The organism is Micromonospora sp. DT41, assembly GCF_049841715.1.
Classification (GTDB): domain Bacteria; phylum Actinomycetota; class Actinomycetes; order Mycobacteriales; family Micromonosporaceae; genus Micromonospora; species Micromonospora profundi.
This window is the reverse complement of the sequence record NZ_JBNCKU010000003.1, coordinates 239,858-256,203: the sequence shown is the minus strand read 5'-3', so window position 1 is coordinate 256,203 and position 16,346 is coordinate 239,858. Positions and strand designations below refer to the sequence as shown.

Below are 16,346 nucleotides of genomic sequence, written 5' to 3'. Positions count from 1 at the left end.
GGGCTGCGCTCAGGCGACGACGCGTACGTGCTCGGCCTGCGGACCCTTCTGACCCTGGGCGATCTCGAACTCCACCCGCTGACCGTCGTCCAGCGCCTTGTAGCCGTCCATCTCGATCGCGGAGAAGTGGACGAACACGTCCTGACCGCCGTCGACGGCGATGAAGCCGTAGCCCTTTTCGGCGTTGAACCACTTCACGGTGCCCTGTGCCACGGTGCACTTCCTCACTCTGCGGCGTTGCCTGGCCCCGGCGCACGGCAGGGCCGGACGCCTCCGGCCACCGCTTCAGCGATCGACGACGGCCGCTGAAGAGGGTGACCGAAATCGCACGCTACACGAGGAGTGACAGCCGCGCACGACCACAAATCGGGCATATTCCTGACCCTCCCCTCAGCACACCTGGCTGCGGCGACAACCCTGTCTTGATTTACGCCCGTCGTTGTCCACGTGGCCCGCTGCCGACCCTGATCATCCACCGCCTGGGATGCGCGTGGCCTTGTCCAGGATCCGGGTGGGAGCGGGTCGGGCGCGGCCCGGAGAACGTCTTCTGCCCCTGTGGTAGGCATGCAGACATGACCACCGACACCGACTCGGCCGCCGTTCGACAGGCGAAGATCCGTCGGGTCCGGCCGGAGGACGCCGCCCGGATGCGGGCCCTGCGCCTGGAGATGCTCGCCGACGCGCCGTTGGCCTTCCTGGAGACCCTGGCGGAAGCGGCGGCCCGGCCGCACGCCGAGTACGCGGCCCGGATCGCGTACACCTCGATCGGGTCCGACACCGCGCAGTTCGTCGCCGACCCGGGCGGTCGGCTGGTCGGGCACGCCGGTGGCACCGTGGCGCCGCGCGAGGCCGACCTGACAGTCATCTACGCGGTCTACGTCACGCCGACCTGGCGGGGCAGCGGCCTGCTCGGCGATCTGATCGACGAGGTGGCGGCCTGGTCGCTGGCCTGCGGTCGGCCGGAGTTGATGCTTGAGGTGGTGGTCGGCAACGACCGCGCCTGTCGCGCCTATCAGCGGCTGGGCTTCAAGGACACCGGCGTACGCGTGCCCCACCCCACGATCCCGGCGCTGAACGAACTACAGATGCGCCGCCCTGCCTAACTGCCACTGCAAAACCATGCTGATCCGCCTAAAGCCGGCGGCGCCCCAGCAAGAGTGCCCACAAAGGGTTTCCGGGGCAGCCCGACCCGCGCAGGGATCAAGCCTGACCGCCCGGAGCGGGTCGGGCTGCCCCGGAAACCCCAAACAGCAAGAACAATCAGACGTGACGCCGCGACTGCACCACCCGGAACCGGTTGGCGACATAAGCCCCGTCGGTCAACGCCGAGTTGGCCGCCGCGTTGGCACCGCTGCCGTGGAAGTCGGAGAACGCCGCCGACTGGTTCACGAAGACCCCGCCGGTCAGGTTGCAGGACAGGTGCACCCCGACTTCGACCGCCACTGCCTCGGCGGCGTCCAGCACCGCTTCGTCGGTCGAGTAGACAGCCGCCGTGAGCGCGCCCTTCTCGCCGACGGTCCGGCGCATCAGCGCCAGGCTGTGCGCTGTGGAGTCGGTGGAGATGGCGAACGAGATCGGCCCGAACCACTCCCGGCCGTAGGTGTCCGCGTCGTCCGCGGCCAGCTTCACGATCGTCGGGGTACGCACCACCGCGTCGGCGTACGCCGGGTGGGCAACGGTCCGCGACTCCAGGATGGGCTCGCCGACCTTTGTCACATCGGCCAGCCGCTCAAGCACACCGTCGTTGACGATGGCGCCGGTCAGCTCGACGCCCCGCGCCGGGTCGGCGGTGAGCTTGCCGACCGCCGCGGCGATGCCGCCTGCCACCTCGTCGAAGCTCTTGTGCCCCTGGTCGGTCTCGATCCCGCCGGCCGGGATGAGGATGTTCTGCGAGGTGGTGCACATCTGGCCGCTGTAGAGGGTCAGCGTGAAGCCGAGGTTGCGGCACATGCCGGCGAAGTCGTCGGTGGAGTCGATCACCACCGTGTTCAGCCCGGCCTTCTCGGTGTAGACCGACGCCTGCCGGGCGTGCGTCTCCAGCCAGTCGCCGTACTCGGTGGACCCGGTGAAGTCGACGATCTTCACGGACCGGTGCAGGGCCAGGTCGCTGGCGAGCTTCTCGCCGGGCGCCTCGGCAGCCAGCAGGATCAGGTTCGGGTCGAAGCCGGCCTCGGCGAGCACCTCCCGGGCGTACTTCACGGTGACGGCCAGGGGCAGCACCGCGCGCGGGTGCGGCTTGACGATCACCGGGTTGCCGGTGACGAGCGAGGCGAACAGCCCGGGGTACGAGTTCCACGTCGGGAAGGTGTTGCAGCCGATCACCAGCGCCACTCCACGGGGCACCACGTGGAAGGTCTTTGTCATCCGCAGCGGGTCACCCTTGCCCGCGGGCTTCTCCCAGCCGGCCGTCTGCGGGTGCCGGGTCATCTCGGCGTACGCGTACGCCAGCGACTCCAGCGCCCGGTCCAGCGCGTGCGCGCCGCCGGCCTGGAAGGCCATCACGAACGCCTGCCCGCTGGTGAACTGCACAGCGTTGGCAAGCTCGAAGATGTGCTTGTGCAACCGGTCGAGGATCTCCAGGCAGACGCCCACCCGGGCCTGCGGGCCGGCGTCGCGCCAGGCCGGCAGCGCGGCCGAGGCAGCCCTGATCAGCTCGTCGGTGCCGGCGTGCGGGTAGCGCACGGCCAACTCCACACCGAACGGGCTCGCCTCGGTGGCGATCCGCTCACCCGTGCCGGGCTGGTCGAGGGGGAAGTCCCCACCGAGGTAAGCCTCGAAGGCGGCCTTGCCGTCGGCGGCGGCGGTCTCGCCGTACACCCGGGGGCTTGGGGATTCTGGGTACGCGGACCAGTAGCCCCGCTCCGTGATCGCGGTCAGCGCACGGTTGAGGGTGTCGGCGTGCCTGTCGTACAGGGGATGCGGGGTCTCCGTCATGCCGCCATCATGCCTGAGGACCCCGCGCGAGCAGTAGCGCCGATTGCCCGTCAGAGGGTGAGCTGCCAGTTGTTCCAGGAGTCCACGGGGCGGAAGCCGAGCCGCTCGTTGATCGCCACCATGTAGCTGTTGCTTGCCGCGTTGAAGGTGTCGACGACGCGTACCGCCGGCTCGTGGGTGAGCAGGTGATGCAGATTTTCGATCTTGGCGAGCAGGCCCAGTCGGTGCCCACGGTGAGCGGGGTCGACGATGGTGATCTGCTGGAAGGCGTGCCAGTCTGCGCTGGCGCCCACGTCGAGCAGGGTCCAGGCGACCAGCCGACCGGACGCCTCGTGCCGCATCCCGAGGTGGTAGCGCCGCCGGCCCCTGGCCTCCAACGCCCGGTCGGTGCCCCGGATGCGTTCGGCGTCGACCTGCTCCGGCTCCCACTGCACGTCGCCCATCGGCGCGTCCATGAGCAGCCGGCCGTCCAGATAGGCGATGTCCGCCAGGTACTCCGGCGGGGTCGCACCCTGCCAGGTGACGGACTGGTAGCCCTCGGCCAGCGCGTGGGCCTCGGCGAGCGCAGCGCGCAGCGCGACCCGGTCGATGCTGTCGATGTCGAGCCGGCGACGCACGTCGACAAGCGCGGCCTGGGCCCCGGTCGTGGCGGCGAACGCGTCACCCGCCGCTGATCGGGGCGGCCCGTCGGGCATCGTGGAGACGGTCATCCCAACCACCCGCTTGCGTCCGCGCTCGCGCAGCAGGCGTACCCCGTACTCGTGCAGTGCCCTGCCGACGCCGCGACGCCGCAGCTCGGGATGCACCGTCAGCTCGACTGTCGCGTTGTCGGTGTTGTCGAGCTGGGGCAGGTCCAGTTGCAGGTAGCCGGCCGGTACGCCGTCCAGCCGGGCCAGTGCCCAGAGCGACTCGGTGCCGGGCATCGGCGTGTGCAGGAGCGCGTCGAAGCGTCGCCGGCAGAACGGCGGGAAGTCCGGCAGGTCGATGGTGCTGGCGGCCGCGCCGATCCGGTACGCCTCGTCGACCGCGGCCTGGTCGGCGCCGTCGAAGGACGCGATCGTGATGCTCATGCCGGCGAGCCTGTCACCGGAAAAAGCGATCGGGCCACCGAATTAATCCGGTGGCCCGATCGGACGTGGTCGGGAGGGACACTCGCACAACGCCTCCGGCGTTGGGTCGCAAGAACTTCAAAAGTCTCCGGCGAAATGCCCTCCCGCACGGAGCATCTTGCGCCGTCCGGTTCCTGTCGTCAAGTCCGCAGCGGCGGGTTTTCTACACTCACTGCGAAAAGCCAGTTACCCGGCGGATCGGCCCGATCCCCCGTCCGGGCGATCCCTCGCCCTCGACGGACGGCTCGACGCCGCTGGATCAGAGGAGGCCGGCGTCGCGGGCAGCGCGCAGCGACGGCTTGATGTGGTGGGTCGGGCCGACCTGACCGGCCACCGCGTCGATGGTCTTCAGCCCTTCGCCGGTGTTGAACACGACCGTCTCGGCCGTCGGGTCGAGCCGACCGGACTCGACGAGCTTGCGCAGCACCGCCACTGTGACGCCGCCAGCGGTCTCGGCGAAGACCCCTGTGGTGCGGGCCAGGTCGCGGATGCCGGCGCGGATCTCGTCGTCGTCGACGTACTCCATCCAGCCGCCGGTGCGACGGACCGCCTCCAACGCGTAGAGGCCGGCGGCCGGATCACCGATGTTGAGGGACTTGGCGATGCCTGTCGGCTTGACCGGGGTGATGGTGTCGGTGTCGGCGTGCAGCGCCGAAGCGATCGGGTTGCAGCCGGCCGACTGGGCGCCGAAGACCTTCCAACCACCGGCCGGCGCCTCGACCAGGCCAATCTCGACAAGCTCGGAGAACGCCTTGTCAATCTTGGTGAGCAGTTCGCCGCTGGCCATCGGGATGACCACCTGGGCGGGGATCCGCCAGCCGAGTTGCTCGGCGACCTCGTAGCCGAGGGTCTTGGAGCCCTCCGCGTAGTACGGCCGGACGTTTACGTTGACGAACGCGGTGTCCTCGAACTCGTCGGTCTCGACCAACTCGCCGCAGAGCCGGTTCACGTCGTCGTACGAGCCGTCGATGGCGACAAGCTCGCCGCCGTAGACGGCCGTGGTGATGACCTTGCCCTGTTCCAGGTCGCTGGGGATGAAGACCACCGAGGGCACCCCGGCGCGGGCGGCGTGCGCGGCCACCGAGTTGGCCAGGTTGCCGGTCGACGCGCAGGCGAACCGGGTGAAGCCGAGCGCCTTCGCGGCGGTGAGCGCCACCGACACGACGCGGTCCTTGAACGAGTGGGTCGGGTTGGCGCTGTCGTCCTTGACCCAGAGCGGCGCGGTGATGCCCAGCTCGGCGGCGAGGTGCGGGGCCGCCACAAGGGGCGTCAGACCGGGGTCGACGGTCACCCGGGTGGCCGGGTCCTGACCGGCGGGCAGCAGCGCGGCGTACCGCCAGATGTTGTTCGGGCCGGCCTCGATCTGCTCGCGGGTGACGGTGGCGAGGGCGGCGGTGTCGTAGTCGACCTCCAGCGGGCCGAAACACTCGTAGCAGGCGTGCTGCGCGGCGAGCGGGTAGCGGGCCGAACAGGCGCGGCAGACCAGGGCGCGGGCGGGGCTGGCGGAGGTGTCGATGCCGGAGGCGGCGAGCGTCGACGTCATGTCGAGAGTCCTCTCATCTTTCCCCGCATCGCACCGTGCGGCAGGGACGGAATTGGCACCTGCCCCACGGGTCGCTCAGCGGTGAGCGCGCGGGGTGGTTGCCGGGGCGTCGTCGGGCCGTATCCCTCAGCCCCTCTGGATGAGGTATTCAGTTGTGCCGCCGAGTCTAGGCACCGCCGGCCGTCGCATCCAGCGCTGATCCCACGCTGTGAGCTAAACGACCAGGCCAGAACGGGTGATCAACGCGCGGCGCGTCGCCGGGGCCTCCTCGTCGAGGCCCCGGCGACGCGGTGAGAGTGCGGTCAGACCGATACCGACCTGGGTTCGGCGATCGGCGCGGTCGAAGTGGCGGGGCGACGCCGGGCCAGCAGCGCGTCGAGCGCCCAGGACCCTGGGCCGAGCACCGCGACCAGCAGGAAGGACCAGCAGAAGATCGCGGACAGCTCACCGCCGTTCTGTAGCGGCAGCAGGCCCTCCGGCTGGTGGACGACGAAGTAGGCGTACGCCATCGAACCCGAGGCGAGGACCGCTGCCGGCCGGGTGAAGAGCCCGACCAGCACCAGCGCGCCACAGACCAGCTGGATCAGCGCTGCCCACCAGCCTGGCCACACGCCCATGGGTATCGCCTTGCCGGTCACGGGGTTGCCGCCGAACAACCCGAAGATCGAGGACAGGCCGTGCAGCGCGAACAGCAGGCCGGTCACGATGCGGAACAGGGACAGGATCGGCCCGCCGAGCCGAGAGACGTTCATGGGACCTCCATAGATAGGTGTCGATGTTCACCCATCATGGAGCATGAATCAATCGAAGTTAATAAAATCCTTGCTAGTGGGAAAATCCCTGCCGGAACAAGAGCCGGATTCGCCTCCACCTGGTCGCCTCCCATGGGAGCGCTCCCGCAACCGACGGTACCGCCCCGCAAGCAGCCAGTACACCCTGTTGCCTCGTCGATAGTTGCGGTGGCACCTTTCCGGGATCCCACGAAAAGGTGCCATTCCGCCCGACCGGTGCCCCGCTTTCCAGGAAACCGATCGGGCGGTGGCGTCAGATGGCAGCAGCTACGACGTGATGTCCTTGCGGGTGAACCGCCAGAACGCCAGCCCCCAGAACAGCGTCGCGTAACAGATTGCCGAGATGCAGCCGCGCACCACGTCGTCGGTCTGCACCGGTGTGGAGAGCAGCCCCAGCCAGGCGGTGCTGAAGTGGGTGGGCAGGAAGTCGCGCAGAGCCCCCAGGGCGGTGATCTGGTCCAGGATGCTCGACAGGATCCACAGCAGCACGGCGCCACCGACAGCGCCGAGCGCGGCGTCCGTCGTCACCGACAGCAGGAACGCCAGCCCCGCCACCACCAGGAGTACGACCGCCAGGTAGCCGAGCACGGCGAGCAGCCGGAGCAGCCCCTCGGTCGGCTCCAGCTCGGCGGCGACAGTGCTGCGCAGCGGCGACCAGCCGTAGCGCAGGGTGCCGGCGAGCAGGGCGGTGCCGGCCAGCAGGAGCAGGGCCAGCCCCGAGTACGCGAGCGCGACCACAAGCTTCACTGTGAGCAGCCGGGCGCGGGGCACCGGGATGGCCAGCAGGTAGCGCAGACTCCCCCAGCTCGCCTCACTTGCCACCGTGTCGCCGCAGAACAGCGCGACGACCACCACCAGCAGGAACGACGCCGACACGAAGATCGAGAACAGGGTGAAGTTGAGCCCGCCCGAGGTGGCCAGCTCGACCAGGCTGGAGAACTCGTTGCGGCCGTTGTCGTCGTCGCCGCCCGAGTCGAACTGGAACGCGATCAGGATGATCAGCGGCAGCAGCACCATGAACCCGAGCGCCAGTTGGGTACGCCGCCGCGACGCCTGCCGGCGGAACTCCGCCGCGAACGGCATGGTGGCCGACGGCCGGTAGCCACGGGCCGCACCGGCCGGATCGGTGACGCCCGACGGCGTGTCGACGGAAGAGCCAGCCATCACCGGTCACCGCTTCCCCGAGAGTTCTCGCCCACCAGGGCGAGGAACGCGTCCTCCAGGCGCCGCCGGGGCACCACCCGGTCCACTCCGATGCCGGCGCGTACCAGCTCGGCCACCACCTCGCTGCGGGTCGTGCCGTTGGTGTCGACCACCAACTGACCGTCGCTCTCCGGCAGCACCCGAACGCCGTGCAACTGGTCCAGCACCGCCCGCGCCGCCACCGGGTCGCTGACGTCGAACAGCACGCTCGGCGACTCGCCCACGATCTCCTCCACCGGCCCGGACGCCACGATCCGACCCTTGTTCACCACCACCGCGTGCGTGCAGGTCTGCTCCACCTCGGCCAGCAGGTGGCTGGAGACCAGCACCGCGCGCCCGTCGGTGGCGTACCGCTGCAGGACGCGGCGCATCTCGGCGATCTGCGGCGGGTCGAGCCCGTCTGTCGGTTCGTCGAGTACCAGCAGTTCGGGCAGGCCGAGCATGGCCTGGGCGATCGCCAGACGCTGGCGCATACCGTGGCTGTAGTTCTTGATCTTCCGGTGCACCGAGTCGCCCAGCCCGGCGATCTCCAACGCCGCGTCGAAGTGCGCGTCCTCCCACGGCCGTCCGGTGGCCCGCCAGTACGCCTTCAGGTTGTCCAGGCCGGACAGGTGCGGCAGGAAACCGGGCCCCTCCACGAGCGCGCCGATGCGGGAGAGCACCGGTGAGCCGGGCACCAGCCGCCGACCGAAGACGTAGATCTCACCGGCGGTCGGCTGGGTCAACCCCATCAGCACCCGCAGGGTCGTGGTCTTACCGGCGCCGTTCGGCCCGAGCAGACCCACCACCTGACCCGGGTGCACCTCGAAGTCGACGTTCGACACGGCCACGAAGCCGTCCGCGTACTCCTTGCGCAGGGAGCGCACGGCGAGCGGCGTGTCCGCGTACTCCGGATGCACCGAGCGGTCCTGGCGGCGATGGCGGCGGCGGACCACTGCGACGACCACGACGAGCCCGATCGCGATGGCCGCGAGCAGGCCGGCGAGCACCCAACGCCACACGGTCGCGGCGGTGGGGATGGGCTCGCCGTCGATCGTGGGCAGGCTCACCGCGCCGTCCACCGCCACCGTGTAGACGGTGGGCTCGGCAGGCGTGGTGTACGCCTGGTCGGACGTGGCGACCACAAGGCGCAGCCGGTGTCCGGCCTCGACGCGGTGGACGATACCGGGCAGCGTCACGGTGACCGGGCGGGCGTCCTGCACCTGCTCCGGCAGACCGGTGAGCCGGACCGGCGCGACAAGCCCGTTCGACAGGGTCGCGGCGCCGTCCTTGTCGACGTCGTAGAGCTTGACGAAGAGCACGGCCTCGCCGGTCGGCGACGCGGCCCGCAGGGTGACGGTGGGCGCGCCCGCCACGTCGACCGCCTCGGTCAGCGGCGTCGACTCGAACCGGGCGTGCTGGCCCGGCACGTCGCCGGCCACTCCGCCGAGCAGTGAGGTGAGCCCGCCGGCGAACGGGACCGAGGAGATGGCCGCCGGATTGCCGTTCGGCGGGTTCGCGATCGGCTGCGGCGGGCCGGCGACGGTGACCTCCCGGCGGCTGTCGCCGTCCAGACCCGGGTAGTCGGTGGTACGGAAGCCGGTGGCGACCAGACCTCGATCGAGCGCGTCGAAGCCGGCGATGCGCGACCAGGTGAAGTCGTCACCAGGCGCGTCGCCTTCGCCCTTGACGTAGTGGTCGAGCCACTGGGCGGTCAGGAACTTCACCCGGTCCGAATCCGAGCGGGGGCCGGCACCGCCGTCGTGGCCGCCGGTGAACCAGGCGACCCGCACCGGGGTGCCGGCGGCGGCGATGCCCTTGGCGTTGGCGTCCGCCTCGCCCAGGGGGAAGAGCGTGTCCGCCTCGCCCTGCACCAGCAGGGTGGGTGCCGTGATCCGGTCCAGCACGCCGGCCGGGCTGGACCGGCGCAGCAGGTCCACGGCGGCCTGGTCGGCCTGGCCGGTGGTGGCGATCCGCAGGTACGCGGCGCAGATATCGGCGGCGAACCGGCCGCAGGCCGGGTCGGCCGCTCCGGCGGGTGCGCCACCCGGACCGGTGCCCGGCCCGCTGCCCGGCCCCGGGCTGGGCGGGCCGGCCGACGCGGGTGCGCCCTCCGGCTGGGCGGCGGTCGTGCCGGAGAGCCCGGCCGGGCCGCTGCCCACGTTGCCGCCCCCGCCGAAGAAGAGGCCCGCCCAGCCCTTCTTGAACACGCCCTCGGTCGGCGACGCGCCGGTGCTCTCCGGCAGGAACGCGCGGGACAGGTCGTTCCAGGTGATCATGGGGACGATCGCGTCCACCCGCCGGTCCTGGGCGGCCAGCAGCAACGCCAGCGCGCCGCCGTACGAGCCGCCGACCACGCCTACCTTCGGATCGCCGGGAGCGTCGGTGCGCACCTCGGGCCGGTCGGCCAGCCAGTCCAGCAGCCGCTGCGCGTCGCGTACCTCGTAGTCCGGGCTGTCCAGGTGGATCTGACCACCACTGCGGCCGAAGCCCCGCGCTGTCCAGGTGAGCACCGCGTACCCGCGTCCGGCGAACTCCTCCGCGTCGGAGCGCACCGAATCCTTTGTGCCGCCGAACCCGTGTGCCAACAGCACTGCTGGCACCTTCCGTCCGGACGAGGCATCGTCCGGCAGGTACAGGGTGGTGTCCAGGTCGACGGGCTGGTCACCGGAGGGTCCAGAGCGGACGGTGAGCATCGCGCTCTCGGTGCGCACCCCCGATCCCTGCGGCCACACCGCCCAGGTCACGGCGGCGGCCAGCAGGACGACGACCGCCGTCGCGGCGATCGCGCGACGGCGGGTGGGCAGGGCACGCCGGAACCACGCGGCCGGCGACGGCGATCTCATGCGGCACACGGTACGGCCCCAAGCCTGAGCGCTGGCTGAGATCCGCCGTACGTCCGTCCGGTTACTCCGATCGGTGATCTAGACGGGTGCGACCGCGCATCGTCCAGCGCTGGCCAGTGAGTTGAGTTCGCATCCCGTGAATTCCGATCTTCGTCGGAAATCCACCTCGATCCTTCCATGTCACACCTGCCAATGCCACGCAGCGTGTCTATAACCCGGACGAATGGTGACATCGCTCGAACTGACGCAAACCTGACTCTGCGCCAGCGACTCCACCTCGGCTGCTTCGGTTAGTTTTCCGGTCCGGCGGACGGGACTCATCGATGAACCCGAAACGCGCGTCGACCCCCGCCCGACGCCGGAGGAGACACACCATGACAGTTCCCGCGCCGCGGGCCCGTCGACGGACGTCCACGCTGGGCCGGATGCTGCCGCTGCTGCTCATCGCCGCGCTTCTGGTCCCGGTGGGCATACTGCTCACCCAGAGCTGGCAGCACACCGGCGAGGATCGCGATCAGGCCTCCCGGGCACGGCTGGGCGTGGAGTACCTGCGCGCCCTCGCCCCGATCACCGAAGCCCTCGTGGAGGCCCAGTCGGCCACCGTCAGCGGCCGGCCCGTCCCCGGTGAGCCACTGACCCGCGCCGTCGAGCAGGCCGCCGCGATGGACGCCCGCATCGGCGGCGAACTACGCAGCCAGGAACGCTGGGCCGGGCTCCGGGCCAAGCTGGAGGCGCTGCGCGACCGCCGCCCCGCCGACCCGGAATCCGCCTACACCGCGTACGGCGAGGTCACCGACCTGCTGCTCGACCTGCACGACAAGGTCCGGGAGAGCTCCGGGCTGGTCCGCGATCCCGGCGCCGACTCGTACTTCCTCCAGGACGCCGCCGGCCAGGAACTGCCCGAGGCACTGGTGGGCGCCGGCCGGCTCGCCGACCTGGCCACGCTCGTCAGCCGCCGGCCCGCCGCCGAACGGACCCGCGGCCTCATGGAACTGACCAGCCTGCGGGTGTCCGCCCTCACTCCCGCCAACGACGTGGTGGACAACCTGCGCTCGGCGGTGGACAGCTCGGAGAGCACCGACCTCGGCGCTAACGTGCTGACTCCACTCGACGCCTACCAGCGTTCGGTGGAGGCGCTCGCCGCGTACTCCGCCCCCGCCCCCGGCACCGGCGCGGTGGACCCGGGGCGACTGGCCGCCGCCGCGCTCAACTCGCGCAACGCCGCACGGCAACTTCAGCCGGTAATCCTCACCGAACTGGACGCCCTGCTCGTCGAACGGATCGACGGGCTGGACCGGGACCGCTGGACCGCAGTCGGCGCGGCAGCCGTCGCCGTCCTGCTGCTGGGCTGGCTCGCCACGCTGCTGATCGCCGCCGCCCGCCGGGCCCACCGTCGGGCGGCCACGCTGACCACGGACGTGGACAGCTCCAGCGACCTGGCGCAGAGCGACCCGTGGCAGCCGCCGGGCGGCACGGGCAGACCCGCCGACCAGCGAGCGCTGCAACCCGTCGGCGCGCCCCAGCACACGGAGATCGCGCAGTGGGGGCCCTTCGATGCTTCTCGGTAGGCTCCGAATCCGCGGCAAGCTCGCGCTGCTCGTGGTGATCCCCCTGCTCAGCATGGTCGGCCTCGCCGTGCCCGTGGTGCTCGACCGGGTTGCCGCCGCGCAACGCGCCGGCGACATCACCGACCGCGTACGGCTCGCCAGCCAGGTCGGCAGTCTCATCCAGGACCTCCAGCAGGAACGCGTCCTCTCGATCGGCTTCCTGCTCCGCCGGGTCGACCGCTCCGAACTGATCCGGAAGTCCGCCGACGTGGACGACCGGGTCGCCGACCTGCGATCCGGAGCCGGTGCGGCACCGACCGACCAGGTCGAGCGCGCCCTCGCCGCGGTGTCGGGCCTCGTCGACCTGCGCACAGCGGTCCTGACCGGCACCGCCAACCCGATCCAGGTGATGGACGGGTTCGGCCCTGTCAACACCGGGCTCATCGAGTCGCTCCGGTTGAACTTCGGCGTGGACACCGACACGCTCACCGGCCGACAGGTGCTCGCACTGGACGGGCTGCTGCGCGCCGACGAGGGTCTGGGCGCCTGCGCCACGCTGAGCCTTCTGGTCAAGGCGACAGGCGCACCGCAGGCAAGCGCGGCGTACGTGGCGTGCATCGCCGCCCTCCAGGTGGACAGTCGGCGTTTCCGCAGCCTGATCACACCCGATCAGCTCAAGGTCGCCCGGCTCCTGGACTCGGCTGTCGCCGCGCGTACCAGCCCCGACTTCCTGGTCACCAGTGCCCGGGACCCGGCCGGCGCGGTCCGCGACGTGCCGCTCGACGCGCTCTTCCCGTCCGTCCGCTCGATGATCCGGCTCGGGCAGTTCGTCGAGAAGAAGCTGGTCGCCGACGTGGTCGCCGAGGTCACCGCCGAGCAGCGGCGGGCACTTACCGCCGCGTACCTTGTCGGTGGCGCCGCGGCGCTGATCCTGGCGCTCGTGGTGCTGCTGAGCGTGGCGGTGGCGCGGACTGTCGCCCGGCCGCTGACCCGGCTCACCCAGTCAGCCGACCGGGTCGCTCGGATCGCCGAGGCGGAGTTGGTCCGGGTCACCGACGACGAGGCGGAGAGCGCCCAGTCGGTACGCCTGGAACCTGTCGACATCCGGGCCAACGACGAGATCGGCGACCTGGCCCGCGCCTTCGACAGGGTGCAGAACACGGCGGCGCAGCTGGTCGAGCGGCAGATCGCCGGCCGGCGCAACGTGGCACAGATGTTCGGCCACGTCGGGCGGCGTACGCAGAACCTGGTGGGCCGGCAGATCGCCCTGATCGACCGGCTGGAGCAGCAGGAGGCCGACCCGGGCCGCCTGGAGCACCTGTACCGGCTCGACCACATCTCAAGCCGGTTGCGGCGCAACGCCGGCAGCCTCGTGGTGCTCTCCGGTTCGGCCGGAGCCGACGCGCACACAGCGCCGGTGCCGCTGGCGGACGTGGTGCGGCTGGCGCTCGGTGAGATCGAGGACTACACCCGGGTGGAGGTGCAGGTGCCACCGGGCATCTCGGCCGCACCGGCAGTGGTCGGCGACCTCGTCCTGGCGCTTGCCGAGCTGATGGAGAACGCGACCGTGTTCTCCCCGCCGCACACCCGGGTGCTGGTGGCCGGTGAGCCGTCCGAGTTCGGTGCCCGGATCACCGTTGTGGACCGCGGCATCGGCATGAGCGAGCAGCGGCTGTTCGAGGAGAACGCACGCCTCACCCGGCGGGAACGCCTCGACCTCGCACCGACCGAGGTGCTCGGCCTCTTCGTGGTGGGCCGGTTGGCTCGCCGCCACGGCTGGACGGTGCAGCTGACCGCCACGGTGGGCGGTGGGGTGACCGCCCAGGTGGAGATCCCGTCGGCGTCGCTGGTGGTGCGCCGTGCCGACCGGGCCGGGGCCACGGTGGCCCGGGCCGCGGTGCCGGACCGCAGCCGACGCCCTTCCGCCGCCATCGACCCGGCTCCGAGTGCCCCTTCCCGTGCCGCCACCGTTGCGGCGGCCACCGCCGCGCCGGCCAGCCTGGAGACGGACCTCCTCAGCCGGGCCACGCGCAGCCTGGAATCCGGCGAGTCCTGGGACGCGTTCGGGGCCCGGGAGCCCGGCGACTCCCCGGTCACCGTCGACGCGGCGCACGCACCGGCACCGTCGGCACCGGCCGACCTGACGGACCCCAGCACAGGTCTGCCCCGTCGGCCAGCCCAGGGAACGGCGCGCGTAGACATCGGCCAACAGCGCCCGGCCACCGCGCCGGAGACCCGGGAACCGTCGGGCACCCCCAGCGGACCCCGGGTCCGGCAACGGGTACCCGGTGCCAGCCTGGGCGCCACGGCCGCGCCGGTCGGGCCGGTCGACGCCACGGCCGCCGACCCGACCGCCGCCCGGGCCCTGGTCGAGGCGGTCCAGGCCGGCGTACGCCGAGCCGAGCAGACCGTCACAATCGACCTGCCCGCGACGCCGGGCGACCCCATCCACCCGATAGTGGGCACCGGCGCCCCCGCAGACACCACACTGGACCGTCCACACCTCAACAGGCGGGTGCCCGGAGCGAACCTCGCGGTCACCCCGCCCTGCCCGCCGACCAGCCCGCACCCCGGCGACCCGGCCGAGGTTCGCAACCTCATCACCGAGTTCGAGGCGGGCGTTGCCCGCGCCCTCCGTGAAGTCAGTCCAGACCGCCGGAACGAAGAAGGATCATCACGGTGACCAGCCCCTTCCTGCACGAAAACGTCGACCAGAGCCAGCCCGGCGCCGCGGGGGACCTCAGCCCTGAGGCCCGCACCTTCAACTGGCTGCTGGACTCCTTCACCTCCAGCACGGCCGGGGTCCTGGAGGCGATCGCCGTCTCCTCGGACGGGCTGCTGATGGCCATGTCGGCCATCAAGGACCGGTCCAACGCCGAGCGGCTTGCCGCCGTGGTCTCCGGCATGACCAGCCTCGCCGGTGGGGCGGCCAGTTGGTACGCGCTCGGCGGCCTGAACCGGGTGATCGTCGACATGGCCGACGGTTACCTGCTGATCAGCGCGATCAGCAGCGGGTCGGTGCTCGGCGTCGTCGCCGACCGATCGGCCAACCTGGGCACCGTCGCCTACGAGATGACGCTCTTCGCGGGGCGGGCCGGTGGGGCGCTCACCCCGCGGCTGATCGTCGAGCTGAAGAACTCCGTCCAGCAATGACGCCGGAGGTCCCCGGCGACGATCCGGATCCGGACCCGCGGGTCCGGATCCGCCCCTACCTGCGTACGCCGCACCCGGGTGGGGGCGGCACGCCGGCGGCGCCGGAGCCGGACGACGGCCGTCCGGCGGGTCCACGCCCCTTCGTGCTCACCTCGGGACGGGTGGAGAGCGTGGACCCGGCGATCGGGCTGGAGACGCAGGTGACCCTGCGCGCCGACGACGGCCGGTGGACCGGTACGTCGACAGCCCTGCTGGCGCCGGAGCTTCAGGCGATCCTCGCGCTCTGCGCAGAGCCGATCTCCGTGGCCGAGTTGTCGGCCCGGACCCGGCTGCAATTCGGCGTGACCCGTGTCCTGGTCGGCGACCTGCGCGCCGCCGGTCACCTGGACGTGCATGTCACCGATGGCAACGACGCCTTCAACCCCGACCTCATCCTGCGAGTGATTGATGGACTCCGTGCGATCTCCTGAATGGCCGGTCGCCCCGATCGGGGGTCTCGCCGGCAACAGCGCCGCTGCCCGTTACGGCACGTCGCCGGGCACTGATCCCATGCTCGGGCGCATCGGCCCGCCGCCGACCGCGCCTCCGCCACCGCCGTACCGGCCGACGCCGAGCGCCGCGCCGTCGCTGCCGTCCGGCCGCCCGCCCGCGACGCCACCGATACCGGTGAAGATCCTCGTCGCCGGCGGTTTCGGGGTGGGTAAGACCACCACAGTGGGGGCGATCTCCGAGATCGCGCCGTTGACCACCGAGGCCGAGATGACAAGCGCGGGGATCGGCGTGGACGACCCCGGCATCCGGTCGGCCAAGACCACCACCACGGTGGCGATGGATTTCGGTTGCGTGACCATCGACCGCAGCCTGAAGCTCTACCTGTTCGGTACGCCGGGGCAGGCGCGGTTCGGCTTCATGTGGGACGACCTGGCCCGGGGCGCGCTCGGTGCGCTGGTGGTGGTCGACAGCGCCCGGCTGGACGACTGCTATCCGGCGATCGACTTCTTCGAGCAGGCCGGGTTGCCGTTCGTGGTCGGCGTCAACGCGTTCGACGGTCGACTGGCACTGGAGTTGGGTGAGATCCGCTGGGCGCTTGCCATCGGTGACCACGTGCCCCTGGTGCAGTTCGACGCCCGGGACCGGCTCTCGGTGCGGGACGCCCTGCTGGTCGTCCTGGACCGCGCGTTGGACCGGGCGACCGGGAAGGGTAGGGCCTGAGCCGACCGGCTCCGGTCGTGGCGGGAAGG

At 71.3% G+C, this 16,346-nt stretch carries 13 protein-coding genes and 1 riboswitch; of the genes, 6 read left to right on the top strand and 7 right to left on the bottom strand.

Features of this window, described 5'->3' with window-relative positions; all coding sequences use genetic code 11:
* Positions 1–9: 9 nt before the first annotated feature.
* Positions 10–213 carry a cold-shock protein gene (locus tag ACLQ23_RS07540; protein ID WP_053654337.1) on the bottom strand — a complete coding sequence of 68 codons (204 nt, stop codon included), beginning with the start codon at positions 211–213 and terminating at the stop codon, positions 10–12.
* 359 nt (positions 214–572) lie between these two features.
* Between ACLQ23_RS07540 and ACLQ23_RS07535 the strand changes: the two genes are divergently transcribed.
* On the top strand, positions 573–1,103 hold the full coding sequence (locus ACLQ23_RS07535; protein WP_355589785.1) for a GNAT family N-acetyltransferase: 531 nt from the start codon (positions 573–575) through the stop codon (positions 1,101–1,103).
* Between the two features lie 157 nt (positions 1,104–1,260).
* Here the strand turns inward: ACLQ23_RS07535 and paaN are convergent, their stop codons facing one another.
* The 6 genes from paaN to ACLQ23_RS07505 all read right to left on the bottom strand — a co-directional run bounded on the left by paaN (position 1,261) and on the right by ACLQ23_RS07505 (position 10,405).
* The gene (paaN, locus tag ACLQ23_RS07530) at positions 1,261–2,934 is read right to left on the bottom strand and encodes a phenylacetic acid degradation protein PaaN (protein ID WP_355630413.1); all 1,674 of its coding nucleotides are present in this window, start codon (positions 2,932–2,934) and stop codon (positions 1,261–1,263) included.
* A 50-nt stretch (positions 2,935–2,984) separates the two neighbouring features.
* Positions 2,985–4,004, bottom strand: coding sequence for a GNAT family N-acetyltransferase (locus ACLQ23_RS07525; RefSeq protein WP_355589791.1), 1,020 nt, complete (start codon positions 4,002–4,004; stop codon positions 2,985–2,987).
* A gap of 298 nt (positions 4,005–4,302) precedes the next feature.
* Positions 4,303–5,586 carry a threonine synthase gene (gene thrC / locus ACLQ23_RS07520; RefSeq protein ID WP_355589794.1) on the bottom strand — a complete coding sequence of 428 codons (1,284 nt, stop codon included), beginning with the start codon at positions 5,584–5,586 and terminating at the stop codon, positions 4,303–4,305.
* Positions 5,587–5,596: 10 nt separating this feature from the next.
* Positions 5,597–5,732: riboswitch (SAM riboswitch) on the bottom strand.
* Between the two features lie 156 nt (positions 5,733–5,888).
* Positions 5,889–6,338 carry a DoxX family protein gene (locus ACLQ23_RS07515; protein ID WP_355589797.1) on the bottom strand — a complete coding sequence of 150 codons (450 nt, stop codon included), beginning with the start codon at positions 6,336–6,338 and terminating at the stop codon, positions 5,889–5,891.
* Between the two features lie 306 nt (positions 6,339–6,644).
* Positions 6,645–7,541 carry an ABC transporter permease gene (locus tag ACLQ23_RS07510; protein ID WP_355589800.1) on the bottom strand — a complete coding sequence of 299 codons (897 nt, stop codon included), beginning with the start codon at positions 7,539–7,541 and terminating at the stop codon, positions 6,645–6,647.
* Positions 7,541–10,405: an alpha/beta fold hydrolase gene (locus ACLQ23_RS07505; protein ID WP_355630411.1), complete on the bottom strand. Its 2,865-nt coding sequence runs from the start codon at positions 10,403–10,405 to the stop codon at positions 7,541–7,543. The genes ACLQ23_RS07510 and ACLQ23_RS07505 overlap by 1 nt, the downstream gene beginning before the upstream one ends.
* A 374-nt stretch (positions 10,406–10,779) precedes the next feature.
* Between ACLQ23_RS07505 and ACLQ23_RS07500 the strand changes: the two genes are divergently transcribed.
* The 5 genes from ACLQ23_RS07500 to ACLQ23_RS07480 are packed head-to-tail and all read left to right on the top strand — an operon-like array spanning position 10,780 to position 16,317.
* A complete protein-coding gene (locus ACLQ23_RS07500) occupies positions 10,780–11,973 on the top strand; it encodes a hypothetical protein (protein ID WP_355630408.1) in 1,194 nt (397 codons plus the stop codon).
* A complete protein-coding gene (locus ACLQ23_RS07495) occupies positions 11,960–14,635 on the top strand; it encodes a sensor histidine kinase (protein ID WP_425880475.1) in 2,676 nt (891 codons plus the stop codon). Before ACLQ23_RS07500 ends, ACLQ23_RS07495 begins: the two co-directional genes overlap by 14 nt.
* The gene (locus ACLQ23_RS07490; RefSeq protein ID WP_053654358.1) at positions 14,632–15,105 is read left to right on the top strand and encodes a roadblock/LC7 domain-containing protein; all 474 of its coding nucleotides are present in this window, start codon (positions 14,632–14,634) and stop codon (positions 15,103–15,105) included. Before ACLQ23_RS07495 ends, ACLQ23_RS07490 begins: the two co-directional genes overlap by 4 nt.
* A complete protein-coding gene (locus tag ACLQ23_RS07485) occupies positions 15,102–15,575 on the top strand; it encodes a DUF742 domain-containing protein (protein ID WP_355589813.1) in 474 nt (157 codons plus the stop codon). The genes ACLQ23_RS07490 and ACLQ23_RS07485 overlap by 4 nt, the downstream gene beginning before the upstream one ends.
* Positions 15,553–16,317, top strand: coding sequence for a GTP-binding protein (locus tag ACLQ23_RS07480; RefSeq protein WP_355589816.1), 765 nt, complete (start codon positions 15,553–15,555; stop codon positions 16,315–16,317). The genes ACLQ23_RS07485 and ACLQ23_RS07480 overlap by 23 nt, the downstream gene beginning before the upstream one ends.
* Positions 16,318–16,346 lie beyond the last annotated feature (29 nt).

Coding starts and splice junctions, on each gene's coding strand:
- paaN (WP_355630413.1), bottom strand. CDS start 2,934: ATGACGGAGACCCCGCATCCCCTGTACGACAGGCACGCCGACACCCTC.
- ACLQ23_RS07505 (WP_355630411.1), bottom strand. CDS start 10,405: ATGAGATCGCCGTCGCCGGCCGCGTGGTTCCGGCGTGCCCTGCCCACC.
- ACLQ23_RS07525 (WP_355589791.1), bottom strand. CDS start 4,004: ATGAGCATCACGATCGCGTCCTTCGACGGCGCCGACCAGGCCGCGGTC.
- ACLQ23_RS07500 (WP_355630408.1), top strand. CDS start 10,780: ATGACAGTTCCCGCGCCGCGGGCCCGTCGACGGACGTCCACGCTGGGC.
- ACLQ23_RS07495 (WP_425880475.1), top strand. CDS start 11,960: ATGCTTCTCGGTAGGCTCCGAATCCGCGGCAAGCTCGCGCTGCTCGTG.
- ACLQ23_RS07510 (WP_355589800.1), bottom strand. CDS start 7,541: ATGGCTGGCTCTTCCGTCGACACGCCGTCGGGCGTCACCGATCCGGCC.
- ACLQ23_RS07515 (WP_355589797.1), bottom strand. CDS start 6,338: ATGAACGTCTCTCGGCTCGGCGGGCCGATCCTGTCCCTGTTCCGCATC.
- thrC (WP_355589794.1), bottom strand. CDS start 5,586: ATGACGTCGACGCTCGCCGCCTCCGGCATCGACACCTCCGCCAGCCCC.
- ACLQ23_RS07485 (WP_355589813.1), top strand. CDS start 15,102: ATGACGCCGGAGGTCCCCGGCGACGATCCGGATCCGGACCCGCGGGTC.
- ACLQ23_RS07480 (WP_355589816.1), top strand. CDS start 15,553: ATGGACTCCGTGCGATCTCCTGAATGGCCGGTCGCCCCGATCGGGGGT.
- ACLQ23_RS07535 (WP_355589785.1), top strand. CDS start 573: ATGACCACCGACACCGACTCGGCCGCCGTTCGACAGGCGAAGATCCGT.